This window comes from Saccharothrix lopnurensis, from assembly GCF_042658445.1.
GTDB lineage: Bacteria > Actinomycetota > Actinomycetes > Mycobacteriales > Pseudonocardiaceae > Actinosynnema > Actinosynnema lopnurensis.
The window spans coordinates 94,974-113,845 of the sequence record NZ_JBHSQO010000017.1 but is presented as its reverse complement, the minus strand read 5'-3'; the positions used below and the strand labels follow the sequence as shown (position 1 = coordinate 113,845).

Sequence of the window (18,872 nt, the reverse complement as noted above, 5' to 3'; positions counted from 1 at the left end):
CTGCGCGACTACCTCAAACGGGTGGTCGTCGACCTTCAGCAGACCCGTCACCGGCTGCGCGAGGTCCAGGCGGAGGCCACCGAGCCCATCGCGGTCGTGGGCATGGGCTGCCGGCTGCCCGGCGGTGTGACGGGTCCGGCGGACCTGTGGCGGCTGGTCACCGGGGGCGTGGACGCCGTCTCGGCGTTCCCCGCCGACCGGGGCTGGGACGTGGACGCCCTGTACGCGCCGGGGTCCGACCGCCCCGGCACGAGCCACACCCGCCACGGCGGGTTCCTGCACGACGCCGCCCTGTTCGACCCGGGCCTGTTCGGGGTCTCGCCGCGCGAGGCGCTGGCGATGGACCCGCAGCAGCGGCAGGTGTTGGAGACCACCTGGGAGGCGTTGGAGCACGCCGCGATCGACCCGCTGTCGCTGCGGGGCAGCCGGACCGGCGTGTTCACCGGCGTGATGTACCAGGACTACGCCACCAGGCTGCACCGCGCGCCGGCCGGGTTCGAGGGGCAGCTCAGCCTCGGCAGCGCGCCCAGCGTGGTGTCCGGCCGGGTGTCCTACACCTTCGGCCTCGAAGGCCCGGCGGTCACGGTGGACACCGCGTGCTCGTCCTCCCTGGTGGCCCTGCACCTGGCGTGCCAGTCGCTGCGGCGGCGGGAGTCCTCGCTCGCGCTGGCCGGCGGCGTGACGGTGATGTCCACCCCGGTCACCTACATCGACTTCAGCCGGCAGGGCGGGCTCGCCCCGGACGGCCGGTGCAAGGCGTTCGCCGCCGCCGCGGACGGCACCGGGTTCTCCGAGGGCGTCGGCGTGCTGGTGCTCGAACGGCTGGCGGACGCCCGCCGCCACGACCACCCGGTGCTCGCCGTGGTGCGGGGCACCGCGGTGAACCAGGACGGCGCGAGCAGCCGCCTGACCGCGCCGAGCGGACCCGCGCAGCAGCGCGTGATCCGGCAGGCCCTGGCCGACGCGGGGCTCACCGCCGCCGACGTCGACCTGGTCGAGGCCCACGGGACCGGCACCACGCTGGGCGACCCGGTCGAGGCGCACGCGCTGCTGGCGACCTACGGCCAGGACCGCGCCGAACCGGCGTGGCTGGGCACGGTCAAGTCCAACATCGGGCACACCCAGGCGGCCGCGGGGGTGGCCGGGGTGATCAAGGCGGTGCTGGCCCTGCGCCACGGCGAGATGCCCCGGAGCCTGCACGTGGACCGGCCGTCACCGCGGATCGACTGGTCCCGGGGCGCGGTCGAGCTGCTGACCGCACCGCGCCCGTGGTCCGCGCCGGTCCGGCGGGCCGCCGTGTCGTCCTTCGGCGCGAGCGGCACCAACTCCCACGCGGTCCTGGAGCAGGCCCCGCCCGAGGAGGTCCCCGACCGGCCCCCGGCCGCCGGGCCGGTGCCGTGCCTGCTGTCCGCGCACGGCGCGGAGGCGTTGCGCGCCCAGGCCGACCGCCTCGCCGCCCACCTGGCGGGCACCGACCAGGACGTGCGGGACGTGGCGCGCACCCTGGCGGGCCGGGCGGCGCTCGGGCGGCGGGCCTTCGTGGTCGCGGACGACCGGGACGGGCTGGTCGAGGCCCTCGCCCACGTCGAGGGCGACCCGGTGGCCGAGCCCGGACCCGTCGCGTTCCTGTTCTCCGGGCAGGGGTCCCAGCGGGAGGGGATGGGGCGGCAGCTGCACGCCGCCCACCCCGCGTTCGCCCGCGCCTGGGACGAGGTCGACGCCCACCTGTCGGTCCGGACCGACGCGGCGGCGCTGGCCCGGACCGGGTTCGCCCAGCCCGCCCTGTTCGCGCTCCAGGTCGCCCTGTGCCGGCTGGTCGAGTCCTGGGGACTGCGCCCGGACGCGGTGCTCGGGCACTCGGTCGGCGAGGTCGCGGCGGCGCACGTCGCGGGCGTGCTGTCGCTCCCCGACGCCTGCGCGCTGGTGTCGGCGCGGGGCCGCCTCATGCAGGAGCTGCCGACGGGCGGGGCGATGGTGGCGGTCCGGGCCACCGAGGAGGAGGTGCGGCCCCTGCTGGGTCCCGGCGTCGACCTCGCGGCGGTCAACGGCCCGTCCTCGGTCGTGCTCTCCGGCGACGAGGACGCGGTGCTGGCGCTGGCCGCCCGCTTCGAGGGGGCCAAGCGCCTGCGGGTGAGCCACGCCTTCCACTCGGCGCGGATGGAGCCGGTGCTCGGGGAGTTCCGCCGGGTCGTCGAGCGCCTGACCTTCCGCGAACCGGGCCTCCGGGTGGTGGCCGGGGACGTCGCGGACCCGGAGTTCTGGGTGCGCCAGGTCCGGGAGCCGGTGCGGTTCGCCGACGGCGTGCGGGCCCTGCTCGACCTCGGCGTCCGCTCCTCCCTGGAGATCGGGCCCGACGGGGTGCTGTCGGCCATGGGCGAGGACTGCGCGGCCGGCGTGCCCGCCGCCTTCGTGCCCGCCCTGCGCCGGGACCGCCCCGAGCCGCGCTCGGTCGTCACCGCGCTGGCCCGGCTGCACGGCCGGGGCGTCCCGGTCGACTGGGGGAGCTTCTTCGCGGGCACCGGGGCGCGCCCGGTGGAGTTGCCCACCTACGCCTTCCGGCGCACGCGGTACTGGCTCGACGCGCCGCGCGCGGCCGACGACGTCGTGGTGGTCGACCTCGCCGGGTCGGACGGGCTGCTGGTGAGCCGGAAGCTGTCCGCGGCGGCGCACCCGTGGCTGACCGACCACGTCGTGCTCGGGTCGGTGCTCGTGCCGGGCACGGCGCTGCTGGAGCTGGCGGCCCTGGCCTGCGACCGGGCCGGCCTCGGCCGGGTGGCCGAGCTGACCCTGCACGCGCCCGTGGTGCTGCCCGCCACCGGCGAGGTCGAGGTGCAGGTGCGGGTGGACGGGCGACGCGCCCTGAGCATCCACTCGCGGGCCGGCTCCGAGTGGGTCCACCACGCCGACGGCGTGCCGGCCGACGAGCCGGCCGCGCCCTCCCGGCTCGTCGACTGGCCGCCGACCGGGGCGGTCGCCCTCGACGTGGCCGGGCACTACGACCGGCTCGCGGACGCCGGGCTGCGCTACGGGCCCGCGTTCCGCGGCCTGCGGGCGGCCTGGCGCCGCGACGACGAGGTGTTCGCCGAGGTCGTGCCGCCGCCGGGGGACGCCCACCTCCCGGCGCTGCTCGACGCGGCGCTGCACGCGATCGGGCTGGGACCGGTGGGCGACGCGGGCCTGGCCCACCTGCCGTTCGCCTGGCGCGACGTCACCCTGCACGCCACCGGCCCGTCGGCGCTGCGGGTCCGGGTCACGCCGACGGGACCCGCCGAGGTGGCCGTGGAGGTGGCCGACGGCACCGGGGCGCCGGTGGCCACGATCGGGTCGCTGGCGCTGCGGCCCGCCGCGGTGGACCCCCGGCACGACGGCATGTTCCTGGTCGAGTGGGTCCCCGTGCCGCCGGGACCGCCCGCCACCGACGTCGTGCTGGAGACCTGCGCCGGCGGGGCGGCGCTGCCGGCGGGCGGCCGGCGGGCGGCCCGGCACGCCCTGGAGCGGGTGCGGGCGTGGCTGGCCGAGGAGCGGCCGGAGCGGTTGGCGTTCGTCACCGGCGGCGCGGTGGCGGTCGGGGACGAGGACCTGCCGGACCTGGCGAACGCCCCGGTGTGGGGTCTGCTCAGGTCCGCGCAGAGCGAGCACCCGGACCGGTTCCTGCTGGTGGACGTGGACGACGACCCGGAGTCGACGCGGGTGCTGCCCGAGCTGCTCGGCTCCGGCGAGCCGCAGCTCGCGATCCGCGCCGGGGTCGGGTACGCGCCCAGGCTCACCCGGTTCCCGGTGGGCGGGCGGCGGCTGCACGCGACCCCCGGCGGCACCCTGGACACCCTCACCCGGGTCCCCGCGCCCGAGGCCGGGCGACCGCTGGGACCCGGCGAGGTGCGGGTGGCGGTGCTGGCCGCCGGGCTGAACTTCCGCGACGTGCTGATGACCCTCGGCCTGTACCCGGGGGAGGTCGCGCTGGGCGGCGAGGGCGCCGGCGTGGTGCGCGAGGTCGGCCCCGACGTGACCGGCCTCCGGCCGGGCGACCGGGTGTTCGGGCTGTTCCGGGGCTCGTTCGGCCCGCTCGCGGTGACCGACCACCGGATGCTCGCCCCCATCCCGGCCGGGTGGACCGCCGAGCAGGCCGCCGCGGTGCCGGTGGTGTTCCTGACCGCCTACTACGGGCTGCGCGACCTCGCCGACGTGCGGCCCGGGGAACGGGTGCTCGTGCACGCGGCGGCCGGCGGCGTCGGCACGGCGGCGGTCCAGCTGGTCCGGCACCTCGGCGGCGAGGTGTTCGGCACCGCGAGCGCGGGCAAGCAGGCCGCGACCGGCCTCGACGACGAGCACTTCGCCTCGTCCCGGGACCTGGACTTCGGCACCGGGTTCCCCCCGGTCGACGTGGTGCTGAACTCGCTGGCGCGCGAGTTCGCGGACGCGTCGCTGCGGTTGGTGCGGCCCGGTGGCCGCTTCCTGGAGATGGGCAAGACCGACGTCCGCGACCCCGCCGACCACCCCGACTTGGTCTACCGCGCGTTCGACCTGCTGGAGGCGGGCCCCGACCGGCTCGGCGAGATGCTCCGGGAGGTCGTCGGGCTGTTCGACCGGGGCGCGCTCCGCCTGCCGCCCGTGACCACCTGGCCCCTCGGCCGGGCCGGGGAGGCGTTCCGGTTCGTCGCGCAGGCCCGGCACGTCGGCAAGGTCGTGCTGACCCTGCCGAAGCCGCTCGACCCGGCCGGCGCGGTGCTGATCACCGGCGGCACCGGGGCGCTGGGCGGCCTGCTGGCCCGGCACCTGGTCACCGCGCACGGCGTGCGGCACCTGGTCCTGGTGAGCCGCGGTGGCTCGGCGCCCGCGTTGTGCGCCGACCTGGCGGCCCTCGGCGCGGAGGTCACCGCGGTGGCCTGCGACCTCGCCGACCGCGAGGCCGTCGCGGGGCTGCTGGCCTCGATCCCCCGCCCGCTGACTGCGGTCGTGCACGCGGCCGGGGTGCTCGCCGACGCCACCGTGTCCGCGTTGACGCCCGAGCGGCTCGACGAGGTGCTGCGGCCCAAGCTGGACGGCGCCTGGCACCTGCACGAGCTGACCGGGGACCTCGCCGCGTTCGTGCTGTTCTCCTCGGCGGCGGGCGTGCTGGGTGGACCGGGCCAGGCCAACTACGCGGCGGGCAACGCGTTCCTGGACGCCCTCGCCCAGCACCGCCGGGCCCGCGGCCTGCCCGCCGTCTCGCTGGCGTGGGGTCACTGGGGCCGCTCCGACGGCATGGCGGGCGGGCTCGACGAGCGGGACCGCGCGCGGATGGCCGGCTCGGGGATCGGGGCCCTGTCCGAGGAGGAGGGGCTGGCCCTGTTCGACGCCGCGCTGGGCGCGGACGAGGCGCTGCTGGTCCCGGTCCGGTTCGACCCGGCCGCGCCGCACCCGGACTCGCCGCTGCTGCGGCGCCTGGCGCGCGGTCGCGACCGGCGCGCGGTCGGGCGCGCCGCACCGGCCCCGGCGGACCTGTCCGAGGCCGCCCTGCTCGACCTGGTGCGCGACCACGCGGCGACCGTGCTCGGCTTCGGCTCGGCGGCCGAGGTCGACCGCGGCCGGCCCTTCCGCGACCTCGGGTTCGACTCGCTGACCGCGGTCGAGCTGCGCAACCGGCTCGCCGCCGCCACCGGCCTGCGGCTGCCCGCCACGCTGGTGTTCGACCACCCGACCCCGGAGGCGCTGGCCGGCCTGCTGCGCCGGCGGCTGCTCGGCGCGGCGGCGGAGCCGGGCCGGTCGGGGCCGGTCGGCCGGGATGCCCGCGACGTCGAGCCGATCGCCGCCGGGCCGATCGCCGCCGGGCCGATCGCTGCCGAGCCGATCGCCGTCGTGGCGATGAGCTGCCGCCTGCCCGGCGGCGTCGACTCGCCCGAGGCCCTGTGGGACCTGGTCGCGGCGGGCCGGGACGCCGTCGCGGGCTTCCCGGTCGACCGCGGCTGGGACCTCGGGGACCTGGGCCCGAGCGGTGGCGGGTTCCTCCACGACGCCGCCGACTTCGACGCGGGCTTCTTCGGCATCTCGCCCCGGGAGGCGCTGGCGATGGACCCGCAGCAGCGGCTGCTGCTGGAGGGGACCTGGGAGGTGTTCGAGCGGGCCGGGATCGTGCCCGCCGCGCTGCGCGGCGAACCGGTCGGCGTCTACGTCGGCGTCCTGCACAACGGCTACGCCGAGAGCCTGGGCGACGCCCGGGACACCCTGGAGGGCCACGTGGTCACCGGCACGCTCGCCGGCGTCGCCTCGGGCCGGCCCGCCTACGCGTTCGGGCTGGAGGGCCCGGCGATCACCGTGGACACGGCCTGCTCGTCGTCGCTGGTGGCGATCCACCTGGCGAGCCAGGCGCTGCGCCAGGGCGAGTGCTCGCTGGCCGTGGCCGGCGGCGTCACCGTCTCCGCGACACCGGACGTCTTCGTCGAGTTCGGCCGGCAGGGGGCGCTGTCGGCCGACGGGCGCTGCAAGGCGTTCTCGGCGGCCGCCGACGGCTTCGGCGTGGCCGACGGGCTCGGCCTGGTGCTGCTCGAACGCCTCTCCGACGCCCGGCGCCGCGGCCACCGCGTGCTGGCGGTGGTGCGCGGTTCGGCGGTCAACCAGGACGGGGCGTCCAACGGGCTGACCGCGCCCAGCGGCCCGGCGCAGCAGCGGGTGATCCGCCGGGCGCTGGCGAACGCGAGCCTGCGCCCGTCCGAGGTGGACCTGGTGGAGGCGCACGGCACGGGCACCCGGCTCGGCGACCAGATCGAGGCGCGGGCCCTGGCGGAGGTCTACGGACCGGTCCGCGTCGGCACGGTCAAGTCCAACATCGGCCACGCCCAGGCGGCCGCGGGCGTGGCCGGGGTGATCAAGGTGGTCCAGGCGCTGCGCCACGGCGTGCTGCCCAGGACCCTGCACGTCGACACCCCGCTGCCGGAGGCGGCGGACCTGCGGCTGCTCGCGGAGGCCGAGGACTGGCGGGTCGACGGCCGGCCGCGCCGGGCCGGGGTGTCCTCGTTCGGGATCAGCGGCACCAACGCGCACCTCGTGCTGGAGCAGGCGCCCGAGGAGGCCGGGGACCTGGCCGGGCCGCCCGCGCCCGCCCCGGTGGCGTGGGTGGTCTCCGCCCGCAGCGCGCCCGCGCTGGAGGCCCAGGTGGAGCGGCTGCGCGCGCACGTGCTGGCCCGACCGGACCTCGCGCCCGCCGACGTCGGCTTCAGCCTGGCCACCGGCCGGACGCTGATGGCGCACCGGGCGGTGGCGATCGGCGCGAGCCGGGACGAGCTGCTGGCAGACCTCGGCGCGGTGACCGGCGTGGCCTCGCGGTCGTCGGGCGCGGTGTTCGTCTTCCCCGGCCAGGGCTCGCAGTGGACCGGGATGGCGGCCGGGCTGCTGGCGGACTCCCCGGTGTTCGCGGAGCGGATGAGGAAGTGCGCGGCGGCCGTGCGGGCCGTGTCCGACGTCGACGTCCTCGCCGTGCTGCGGGAGGGCCGGCCGCTGGACCGGGTCGACGTCGTGCAGCCCGCGCTGTTCGCGGTCATGGTGTCCCTGGCCCACCTCTGGCGGTCCTCCGGCGTGCGGCCCGCGGCGGTGGTCGGGCACTCGCAGGGCGAGGTGGCGGCCGCCTGCGTGGCCGGCGCGCTGTCCCTGGAGGACGCGGCGAGGGTCGTGGTGACGCGCAGCAGGCTGTTCGCGGAGAGCCTGGCGGGCCGGGGGGCCGTGCTCGCGGTGGCCCTGCCCGCCGGGCGGGTCGAGCCGCTGCTGGGCCGGTGGGCCGGTCGGCTGTCGGTGGCCGGGAGGAACGGGCCCGCGTCCTCCACCGTGGCGGGTGACCTGACCGCGCTGGCCGAGTTCGCGGAGGAGTGCGCGGCCGGGGGCGTGCGGGTCCGGACCGTGCCGGACACGATCGCCTCCCACTCGGCCCAGGTGGACCGGATCCGGGACCGCCTGCTCGCCGAACTGGCCGACGTGTCCCCGCGCCCCGCGTCCGTGCCGTTCTACTCGGCGGTCACCGGCGCCCTGCTCGACCCGGCGGCCCTGGGCGCGGAGTACTGGTTCCGCAACGTCCGCGAGCCGGTCGACTTCGAGGGCGCGATCCGGTCCGCGCTCGCCGCCGGCCACTCCGCCTTCGTCGAGTGCAGCCCGCACCCGGTGCTCACCACGAGCGTCGCGGAGATCGGCGCGGAGATCGGCGCGGACGCGGGCGCGGACCCCGGCGTGGTCTCGGTCGGCTCGCTCCGCCGCGACGAGGGGCACCTGCGGCGGTTCCTGACCTCGGTGGCGGAGGCGCACGCCCGCGGCGTCGAGGTCGAGTGGTCGTTCCCGGCCGGGGCGCGGATGGTCGACCTGCCGACCTACGCCTTCCAGCGCGAGCGCTACTGGCCGGACGGCGCCCGGACGGCCGACGTGCGGTCGGCGGGCCTGAGCAGCGCGGACCACCCCCTGCTCGGCGCGGCCGTGGCCGTCGCGGAGACCGACGGCCTGGTGTGCGCCGGCCTGCTGTCGACGGGCACCCAGCCCTGGCTGGCCGACCACGTGGTGTCCGGCGCGGCGCTCTTCCCCGGCACGGGGTTCGTCGAGCTGGCCCGCCACGCGGGCGACCAGGTCGGCTGCGGCGCGCTGGCCGGGCTGACCCTGACCGCGCCGCTCGTCCTGCCCGCCGGTGAGGCCGTGCGGGTGCAGGTCGCCGTGGGCGCGCCGGACCCGTCCGGAACGCGGCCGGTGACCGTGCACTCCCGGCGTTGCGACGACGACCCGTGGACGCGGCACGCCACCGGCCTGGTCCGGCCGGCCCCGCCGGCGGACCCTCCCGCCCCGGTCCACTGGCCGCCGGCCGACGCGGTCGCGCTGGACCTGGCCGGCCTGCCCGGACAGCTGGCCGGGGTCGGCCTGGCGTACGGGCCCGCGTTCCGGGGCCTGACCGCGGCCTGGCGGCGCGGCGACGAGCTGTTCGCCGAGGTGCGCCTGCCCGCGGTGGTCCGGGACGCCGACCGGTACGGCCTGCACCCGGCCGCCCTGGACGCCGCGCTGCACGTGCTGGGCCACGCGGGCGGCGGCACGTCCCTGCCGTTCGAGTGGTCCGGGGTCTCGCTGCACGCCACCGGGGCGTCGAGCCTGCGGGTGCGGCTGACGCCCCTGGGCGCCGACGCCTTCGCGGTGGAGGTGGCCGACGCCACCGGCGCGCCGGTCGCCTCGGTGGAGTCCCTGTCGTTCCGGCCCGTCGCGGGCGCGCGGCCGGACTCGCTGCACCGGCTCGACTGGACGCCGGTGCCGGTTCCGCCGGCCACCGGTCCGGCGGCCGGGGTGGTGTTCACCGAGGACTTCGCCGACACCGCCGACGCGCTCGGGCTGGTGCAGGACTGGTTGGCCCAGGAGACCCGCGCGCGACTGGTGTTCATCACCAGGGGAGCGGTGTCGACCGGGCCCGGCGAGGACGTGACCGACCTGGACCGGGCGCCGGTCTGGGGCCTGGTCCGGTCCGCGCAGGCGGAGCACCCCGACCGGTTCGGGCTGGTGGACCTGGGTGGGGACCTGCCCGCGCACGAGGTTCCCGCGACCGCCGGGGCGGCTGTCTCCGCGGCTGGTCCCGCAGCCGTCTCCCCGGCTGTTCCCGGAGCCGTTCCCGCGGCTGTTCCCGGACCTGTTCCCGGAGCCGTTCCCACTGCCGTCCCCGCGGCCCTTCCCGTGGCCGTCGCCGCGGCCATCGAGGCGGGGGAGGCCCAGCTCGCGGTCCGCGGCGGCGAGCTGCTCGCGCCCCGGCTGACCCGGCTGGTCGACGACCCGCCGCCGACCGGCCCCTGGCGCCTGCACAGCGGCGGGGGCGGCCTGGATGACCTGTCGTTCGCCGCCTCGCCCGAGGCCGACCGGCCCCTGGCCGCGCGCGAGGTCCGGATCGCGGTCCGGGCGGCCGGGCTGAACTTCCGGGACGTCCTGGTCGCGCTGGGCCTGGTGCCCGAGGGCGACCGGGCGATCGGCGCCGAAGCCTCGGGCGTGGTCGTCGAGGTCGGCCCGGAGGTGACCCGCTTCGCGCCGGGCGACGCCGTGGCGGGCCTGTGCTCCGGCGCGTTCGGCCCGGAGGCGGTCACCGACGAACGGCTGCTGGCCCGGGTGCCCAAGGGGTGGACCCACGTCGAGGCGGCCTCCGCGCCGGTCGCCTACCTCACCGCCCACTACGCGCTCACCGACCTGGCGCGCGTCGAACCGGGCCAGGCGGTGCTGGTGCACGCCGCGGCCGGCGGGGTGGGCATGGCCGCGGTGCGGTTGGCCCAACGGCTCGGCGCCGAGGTGTACGCCACGGCGAGCGAGGGCAAGTGGGACGCCCTGCGCGCGCTGGGCCTGCCGGACGACCGCATCGCCTCCTCCCGCGACCTGCGCTTCGCGACCCGGTTCGGCCCGGTGGACGTGGTGCTGAACTCGCTGGCCGGCGAGTTCGTGGACGCCTCGCTGCGGCTGCTGCGCCCCGGCGGCCGGTTCCTGGAGATGGGCAAGACCGACCTGCGCGACCCCGCCGACCACCCGGGGGTCGACTACCGGGCGTTCGACCTGGACGAGGCCGGGCCGGACCGGATCGCGGGGCTGACCGCCGAGCTGGCGGAGCTGTTCGACCGCGGGCTGTTGGGGCCGCTGCCCACCCGGCCGTGGGACCTGCGCCGGGCCCGGGAGGCGTTCCGGTTCGTGGCGGGCGCGCGGCACGTGGGCAAGGTCGTGCTGACCGTGCCGAAGCCGCTCGACCCGGACGGCACGGTGCTGATCACCGGCGGCACCGGCACCCTCGGCCGGCTGGTCGCCAGGCACCTGGCGACCCGGCACGGCGTGCGGCGCCTGCTGCTGACCACCCGGCGGACCGACCACCCGCCGCTGGAGCCGATCCCCGGGGCGGACGTCGAGGTGGTCGTCTGCGACGTCGGCGACCGGGACGACCTGGCGCGGCTGCTCGCCCGCGTCCCCGCCGACCACCCGCTGACCGCGGTCGTGCACGCGGCCGGGGTGCTCGACGACGGCGTGGTGGAGTCCCTGACCCCGCGGCGGCTGGACGCGGTGTGGCGGCCGAAGGCGGGGGCGGCCCGGCACCTGCACGAGCTCACCCGCCACCTGGACCTGGCCGCGTTCGTGCTGTTCTCCTCCGGCGCGGGCGTTCTCGGCGCCGCGGGCCAGGGCGGCTACGCGGCCGCGAACGCGTTCCTCGACGCCCTCGCCGCGCACCGGCAGGCGCGGGGGCTGCCCGGGGTGTCGCTGGCCTGGGGCCTGTGGGCGGACCGGAGCGGGATGACCGCCGACGCCGACACCGCGCGGCTGGCGCGGGCCGGGCTGACCGGCCTGTCCGCCGAGGAGGGGCTGGCGCTGTTCGACGCGGCCCTGGCCACCGGTCTCCCGCTGGTGGTCCCGGCGAAGCTGGCGGCGCGGGCGCGGGTCCGCCGCCCGGCGGCCCGGTCGGCGCGGTCGGACGCGGACGGGCTGCGGCGCCGGCTGGCCGCCCTGCCGGCCGCCGACCGGCGCGCGGCGCTGGTGGAGCTGGTGCGCGGTCACGCGGCCGCGGTGCTCGGCCACGCCGATCCCGCGGCGGTGGACCCGGAGGGCGCCTTCCTCCAGGCCGGCTTCGACTCGCTGACCGCGGTGGAGCTGCGCAACGGCCTCAACGCGGCCACCGGCCTGCGGCTGCCGACCAGCGCGGTGTTCGACCAGCACACCCCGGCCGGGCTCGCCGCGCGCCTGCTCGACGAGCTCGACCTCGGCGGGCCCGCGACGACCGACCTGCTGAGCGACCTGTTCCGCCGGGCCGTGGCCGACGGGCGGGTGACCGAGGGCCTCGACCTGCTCAGGGCCGCCGGCGGCCTGCGGCCCGCGTTCACCTCGTCCGCGCGGCTGCCCCGGTTCCCCGAGGCGGTGCGGCTCGCCCCGGGACCGGCCGGGACGAGGCCGCCCGGCCTGCTCTGCCTGCCCTCGCCGGTGGTGATGGGCGGGGTCCAGCAGTACGCCCGCCTGGCCCGGCACTGGCGCGGGCTGCGCGAGGTGCACGCCGTGCCGGTGCCGGGCTTCGCCGAGCACGAACCGCTCCCGGCGTCGCCGGACGTCCTGGTCGACGTGCTGGCCGAGGTCGTCCTGCGCCGGGGCGAGCCCGGCGGGCAGGTGCTCGTGGGCTACTCCTGGGGCGGGCTGCTCGCGCTGGCCACCGCGGGGGAGCTGGAGCGGCGCGCGACCCCGCCCGCCGGGGTCGTGCTGCTCGACACGCACCTCACCGGCGTCGGGGACCTCTTCGAGCGGCTGCTGCACGGGCTGCTGGAGCGGGAACCGCTGTTCGGCCCGTTCACCGGCACCCGGTTGTCGGCGATGGGCCAGTACCTCCGGCTGCTCGACGGGCACCGCCCGCCGGAGGTCGCCGCGCCGGTGCTGTTCGTGCGACCGGAGGGCTCGGCCGCGCTGCGTCCGGGCTGGCCCCGCGTCCGCGACGTGCCCGGTGATCACTTCACGATGGTGCGCGAGCACGCGGGGGACACCGCGCTCGCGATCGAGGAATGGTTGGGAGAGTTGGATGAGAGTGCTGTTCACGACCCTGGCGGCCAACGCGCACCTGTACAACCTGGTGCCGCTGGCGTGGGCGCTGCGCGCGGCGGGGCATGACGTCCGGGTCGCCGCCCAACCGGACCTCACCGACGCGGTGGTCCAGGCCGGGCTGACGGCCGTCCCGGTCGGCCCCGCGCTCGACCTGGCGGAGCTGGCCCGCCAGGCGCGGGAGCGGCCCAAGGAGCAGACGGTGTTCGGCTCGCGGTACGACATCACCGAGACGCGGGAGGAGCGGCTCACCCTGGACTACGTCCGGGGCGTGTTCGCCACCTGGTCCTCGCTGGGCCTGGAGCGGCTGGCCCAGGACGCGGTGCTCGACGACGTGGTCCGGTTCGCCCGGAACTGGCGGCCGGACCTGGTCGTCTGGGACGCGCTGACCTACATGGGCCCCATCGCCGCCCGCGCGAGCGGCGCGGCGCAGGTGCGGGTGCTGTTCGGGCTCGACCACGTCGCGCGGATGCGCGCCCGCTTCACCGAGCTGGGCGGCGGCGAGGGGTCCGACCCGCTGGCGGAGTGGTTGTCCGCCAAGCTGGAGCGGTTCGGCTGCGCCTTCGACGAGGACCTGGTCCTCGGCCGGCGCACGGTCGACCCGCTGCCGCCCTGGACGAGGTTCCCCACCGCCGCGACCTACCTGCCGGTGCGCCACGTGCCCTACAACGGCCGGTCGGTGGTGCCGTCGTGGCTGGTCGAACCGCCGGCCCGGCGCCGGGTCTGCGTCACCCTCGGCCTGTCCCGGCGCGACCTGTGGGGCAGCGACCGGTTCTCCGTGGACCACCTGTTCGAGGCGGTGGCGGACCTGGACGTCGAGGTCGTCGCGACGCTGACCGCCCGGCAGGTCGAGTCGGCGTCGGCGGTGCCCGACAACGTCCGGCTGGTCGACTTCGTGCCCCTGGACGCGCTGCTCCCCAGCTGCGCGGCGGTCGTCCACCACGGTGGCGCGGGCACGACCGGGAACGCCGTGGCGCACGGTGTGCCGCAGCTCGTCGTCCCGGGCAACATGTGGGACAAGGCGGGGTTGGCGGACCTGGTGGCGGAGCAGGGCGCGGGTCTGGTGGTGGACCACGAGCGGCTCACCGCGGCGGCGTTGCGCGGGCAGCTGGTGCGGCTGCTCGACGAGCCGGTGTTCGCCGAGCGCGCGGAGAAAGCGCGCTCGTGGGCGCAGGGAGCCCCCACGCCGCACGAACTCGTGCCGGAGCTGGAGCGCGTCGCGCTCCAGCCCCGCTGAACGGGGGGCAGGCCGGGGTGCGGGACCCGCGCCCGGCCCGGCCCCCATCCCGCCACTGCCGATCGGCCCCGCGTCCCAGCCCTGCCCGTGTCCCCGTCCCACAGCCGACCGCGCCCGTCCCCCACCGCCCGCGCCCGTCCCCCACCGCCCGCCTCCCCGTCCCACCACCGACCGTGCCACCCGAACACCCACCCCACAGCCGGCCCCGGCCGGAACAGCGGCCACCCCGGGCCGAGAACCGGTCCCCGAACCCCTTGACGCCGCCCGCCGGGTGAAGTTCTCTCGTGGGAGAGCGCTCTCCCGCATCTCGCCCACCTCCCACCGCGGCCCCCGCCGCGGTGCGCACTCCCCTGCCTGGAGTCGCCATGCCCGCTGCGCTCACCCGGCACCGCCGCCGGGTCCTGCCCCTGCTCGCCGTGGTCGCGGCGCTGGTCGCCGGCCAGTTCGCCGCCACCCGCGCCACCGCCCAGAGCGCCCTGCTCTCCCAGGGCAGGCCCACCACGGCCTCCTCCACCGAGAACGCGGGCACGCCCGCCTCCGCCGCCACCGACGGCAGCACCACCACCCGCTGGTCCAGCGCCTTCGGCGACCCCCAGTGGCTCCAGGTCGACCTGGGCGCCACCGCGACCGTCGACCGCGTCTCCCTGGTGTGGGAAGGCGCCTACGCGACCGCATTCCAGGTCCAGACCTCCGCCGACGGCGCCGCGTGGACCACGGTCCACACCACCACCGGCGGCACGGGCGGCACGCAGCACCTCGCGGTCACCGGCACCGGCCGGTACGTGCGGCTGCTCGGCACGGCCCGCGCCACCGGCTACGGCTACTCGCTCTGGGAGTTCCAGGTCTACGGCACCCCCGGCGGACCGCCGCCCGCGAGCACGCCGATCTCCCAGTACAAGCAGGTCGCCGCCTCCAGTTGGGAGGGCGGCAACGCGCCCGCCGCCGCCCTCGACGGCCGCACGAACTCCCGCTGGTCCAGCCAGTTCGCCGACGACCAGTGGATCCGGGTCGACTTCGGCGGCGTCGCGGTGGTCAACCAGGTCGTGCTGACCTGGGAGGGCGCCTACGCCCGCGGCTACCGGGTCGAGCTGTCGAACGACGCGACCACGTGGACGCAGGTCTACGCGACCACCACCGGCGCGGGCGGCGTGGAGCGGCTCACCGTCTCCGGCTCCGGCCGCTACCTGCGGCTGTTCGCCACCACCCGGGCCACCGGCTACGGCGTGTCGCTGTGGGAGCTCCAGGTGTTCGGCACGGTGGACTCCTCGGCCACCACCCCGCCGCTGCTGTCGCGGCCGACCAGGGCCCCGGCGAACACCGGCCGCTTCGCCCTCACCGCGCCGGCCGACCAGGCGATGGTCACCGGCACCCGACGCCCGGCGTTCTCGTGGGCCTCCTCGCCCGGCGCGGTCCGCTACCAGGTCTGGCTCAACCTCAGCCGCGGCGACTACGACTTCGCCGCGTCCGGCAACCTGCTCGACCTCTACACGAAGGTCGCCGAGACCACCGCCACCACCTACACGCCGACCTGGGACGTCGCCGACCGGTGGACCTACCGCTGGTTCGTCGTCGCGGTGGACGGCGCGGGCGCGACCAGCGCGTCCACCATCCGGACGTTCAGCCTCTACCGACCGACGCTGTCCACTGTGGACGACGGGATTCGGGTGGTGAACGGCAGCCGGGACCTCAACCGCAACGGCGCGGTCGAGCCGTACGAGGACTGGCGGCAGCCCGTGGAGACGCGGGTCAACGACCTGGTGGGCCGCATGACCATCGAGGAGAAGGCGTACCAGCTGTTCTACAACGCGCAGGCGTTCCCCCGGTCGGGCTGGCACTTCGGGCCCGCCGAGGCGCGGGACCTGCACACCGCCCTGCTGGCCTCGTCCGGCACCCGCCTGGGCATCCCGTTCGTGTCGGCGGGCGACACCATCGCCGGGTACAAGACGACCTACCCGTTGCAGAGCGCGCTGGCCGCGGCGAAGAACTACCCGCTGGCGCACAAGCTGGGTGACGTGCAGCGGCGCGAGCAGCTGGAGGTCGGCACGCGCGGCGTCCTCGGTCCGCTGGCCGAGGTCGGCACGAAGGTGCTGTACCCGCGCATCCAGGAGGGCAACGGCGAGAGCGCCGACGTCGCCTCGGCCCAGGTCCGGGCGCTGGTGACGGGGTTGCAGGGCGGACCGGAGCTGAACCCGGCGTCCGTGCTGGCCACCGTGAAGCACTGGCCGGGCGAGGGCGCGGGCGGTGAGGCGGTCATCGTGTTCGACGAGGTGACGGTCAAGTACCACACCGCGCCGTTCCGGGCCGCGATGGAGGCCGGCGCGGTGAACATCATGCCGGGCTACGCGGGCAGCACCCTGCTCGACCCGGGCGGCCCCGGCGCGGGCGACAGCGCCAAGATCCTGGCCTACCTGCGGCAGAACCTCGGGTACACCGGCCTGATCACCACCGACTGGCTGCCGTCGGGCAGCTGGATCGGGGCGGCCAACGCGGGGTCGGACGTCATGGGCGGGGCCGATCCGGGCGCGCCGGGCTTCAGCATGGCGCAGTTCACCGCGGCCGTGCCGGCGGCGCGCATCGACGACGCGGTGCGGCGCGTGCTGCGGATCAAGTTCAAGCTCGGCGTCTTCGAGAACCCCTACGGCGACCCGGTCAACGGGCCGTACCGGTTCCACAAGCCGGAGTACGCGGCGCTGGCCAACCAGGCGTCGCGGGAGGCCATGACGGTGCTGCGCAACAACGGCGTGCTGCCGCTGCGGCTCAACCCGGGCGACAACGTCGTGGTGGCGGGCCCGCGCGCGGACGACACGGCCGCGTGCTGCATCTGGACCAGCTACTTCCACCAGGAGTACGGCTCGCGGACGATGTACCAGGCGATCCGCGACCGGGGCGCGCAGGCCGGGGTGAACGTGCACAAGGACACCGGGCCGTCGCCGAAGCTGGCCGTGGTCGCGGTCGGGGAGACCTCGTACACGCACGCGACGAGCTGGGTGAAGGAGCAGCCGTACCTGCCGCCGGACCAGTTGGCGCTGATCCGGGACTTCAAGAGCCGGGGCATCCCGGTGGTGGTCGCGCTGGTGCTGCCCCGGCCGTACGTCATCACCGAGTGGCACGAGCTGGCGGACGCGATCGTGGTCACCTACCGGGGCGGCGAGGAGATGGGCCCGGCGCTGGCCTCGCTGCTGTTCGGCGACTACGCGCCGAGCGGGAAGCTGCCGTGGCAGCTGCCCAGGGCGCTGTCGGACGTGCTGCGGCCGGGCGGCACGGACGTGCCGGCGGACGCCACCGAGGCGTGGGACCTGCCCTACGACCTCGGTGCCACGGCGGCCCAGCGCGCCGAGATCAGGGCCAGGATCGACGCGGGCCAACCCCTGCCGACCAACTACGGCAACCCGCTCTACCCGTACGGGGCCGGGCTGACCGGCTGGTGACGATCGGTGGCGGTCCCGTTCGGCGGGGCCGCCACCGGTTCCCGGCGCCCGGGGCCGCCGCCGATGCCCTGGAGCCGCCGCCGGTTGCCGACGTGCGGCGGCCCGTCACCGGTCCCCGACGTCCGGGGACCGGTGACGGGCGGGCCCTGCCGGACCGGGCCCCCGGGCGGGCCCTGCCGGACCGGGCCCTGCCGGACCGGGCCCTGCCGGACCGGGCCCCCGGGCGGGCATGATCGCGACATGACCGACGCCCTCTTCAGCCCCGCCTACCTCCGCGACCCGCACCCGGCGCTGCGGGCGTTGCGGGAGGACGGGCCCGTGCACCGGGCCGTGCTGCCGACCAGGCTCCCGGTGTGGGTGGTCGTCGACCACGAGGCCGCCAAGGCGGTGCTGGCCGACGAGCGCGTGGCCAAGGACCACCGCCGCCTCGGGGAGATCATGTCCGCGAAGCTGGAGGCGGCCGGGGGAGATCCGCGGCTCTCGGCGCTGTACCGGGGCAACATGCTGGTGATGGACCCGCCCGACCACACCCGGCTGCGCAAGCTGCTCGCCAAGGACTTCACCGGGCGCCGCGTCGAGCAGCTGCGCCCGAGGGTCGAGCGGCTCACCGCCGACCTGCTCGACGCGATGCCCTCGGACGTCGAGGTCGACCTGGTCGAGCACTTCGCGTTCCCGCTGCCCATGACGGTGATCTGCGAGCTGCTGGGCGTCCCGGAGAGCGGTCGCGCGCCGATGCGGACGTGGTCGCAGCACCTGATGGGCGAGGCGGGGGCCGCCGCCGCGCTCACCGCGTCCGGGGAGATCACCTCCTACCTGACCGAGTTGATCGCGGCGAAGCGCGCCGACCCCGGCGACGACCTGCTGTCGGCGCTGACCCGCGCGAGCGACGACGGCGACCGGCTCACCGAGGCCGAACTCCTCGGCACCTGCCTGCTGCTGGTGGTGGCGGGCCACGAGACCACCGCGGGCCTGATCGGCTCCGCCGCCGAGTGGTTGCTGCGCGACGAGCGCACCCGGGCCCGCCTGGTCGAGGATCCGGACCTGATCCCCCGCGCGGTCGACGAACTGCTCCGCCTCACCAGCCCGGTCTCCCTGACCACGGCGAGGTTCACCAAGGCCCCGGTGCGGGTGGGCGGCACCACCATCCCCGAGGGGGAGGTGGTCCTGGTCAGCCTCCCGGCGGCCAACCGCGACCCGGCCCGCTTCGCCGATCCCGACACCTTCGACGCCGACCGCCCGACCGGCCACCTCGCCTTCGGCCACGGCCTCCACTTCTGCATCGGCGCGCCCCTGGCCCGGTTGGAGGGCGAGATCGCCCTGCGGCACCTGCTGGCCCGCTTCCCCCGCTACACCGGGACCGTCCCCGCCGACGACCTCCAGCCGCGGCGCTCGCTGACGGTCACCGGCTGGCGGGCCCTCCCGGTGGTCCTCGACCCCGCCCGCCCCTGACGGCCGACGCGCCGCGCTACCCGGCGGGCGGCCGGACGACGTTCGGGCCGCCGCCGTGCGGCGTCGACACGGAGCCGGGCGCGGTTCCGGCAGCGCCGCCACGCACGCCGCGGAGCACGCGTTCACCAGCAGCTCCCGCCCACGCCGACCGCGGCCGACCCCGGCGGGGGAGGGCCCGCCTCCTCGACGCGCGCCCCGCGCGGCCACCCGGTTTTGGTGCTCGCGAAAGCGGGTAT

The 18,872-nt window shown here is 77.1% G+C and carries 4 protein-coding genes and 1 pseudogene; all 5 read left to right on the top strand.

Going from position 1 to position 18,872, the window contains the following annotated elements:
* Positions 1–21: 21 nt before the first annotated feature.
* Positions 22–11,697: pseudogene (locus ACFP3R_RS18680) on the top strand (type I polyketide synthase); the annotation flags it as partial.
* A 228-nt stretch (positions 11,698–11,925) separates the two neighbouring features.
* Entirely contained in the window at positions 11,926–12,591 is a 666-nt protein-coding gene (locus tag ACFP3R_RS37890; RefSeq protein ID WP_465269996.1) for an alpha/beta fold hydrolase, read from the top strand.
* Positions 12,503–13,759 (top strand): activator-dependent family glycosyltransferase, encoded by a 1,257-nt coding sequence (locus ACFP3R_RS18675; RefSeq protein WP_380637505.1) that lies wholly within the window; start codon positions 12,503–12,505, stop codon positions 13,757–13,759. The genes ACFP3R_RS37890 and ACFP3R_RS18675 overlap by 89 nt, the downstream gene beginning before the upstream one ends.
* 365 nt (positions 13,760–14,124) lie before the next feature.
* On the top strand, positions 14,125–17,187 hold the full coding sequence (locus ACFP3R_RS18670) for a discoidin domain-containing protein (RefSeq protein WP_380637504.1): 3,063 nt from the start codon (positions 14,125–14,127) through the stop codon (positions 17,185–17,187).
* Between the two features lie 240 nt (positions 17,188–17,427).
* Positions 17,428–18,636 (top strand): cytochrome P450 family protein, encoded by a 1,209-nt coding sequence (locus ACFP3R_RS18665; RefSeq protein WP_380637503.1) that lies wholly within the window; start codon positions 17,428–17,430, stop codon positions 18,634–18,636.
* Positions 18,637–18,872: the final 236 nt, after the last annotated feature.

What these genes read in the sequence shown, in the direction of transcription:
- ACFP3R_RS37890 (WP_465269996.1), top strand. Translation starts at nt 11,926, where the DNA reads ATGGGCGGGGTCCAGCAGTACGCCCGCCTGGCCCGGCACTGGCGCGGG.
- ACFP3R_RS18675 (WP_380637505.1), top strand. Translation starts at nt 12,503, where the DNA reads ATGAGAGTGCTGTTCACGACCCTGGCGGCCAACGCGCACCTGTACAAC.
- ACFP3R_RS18670 (WP_380637504.1), top strand. Translation starts at nt 14,125, where the DNA reads ATGCCCGCTGCGCTCACCCGGCACCGCCGCCGGGTCCTGCCCCTGCTC.
- ACFP3R_RS18665 (WP_380637503.1), top strand. Translation starts at nt 17,428, where the DNA reads ATGACCGACGCCCTCTTCAGCCCCGCCTACCTCCGCGACCCGCACCCG.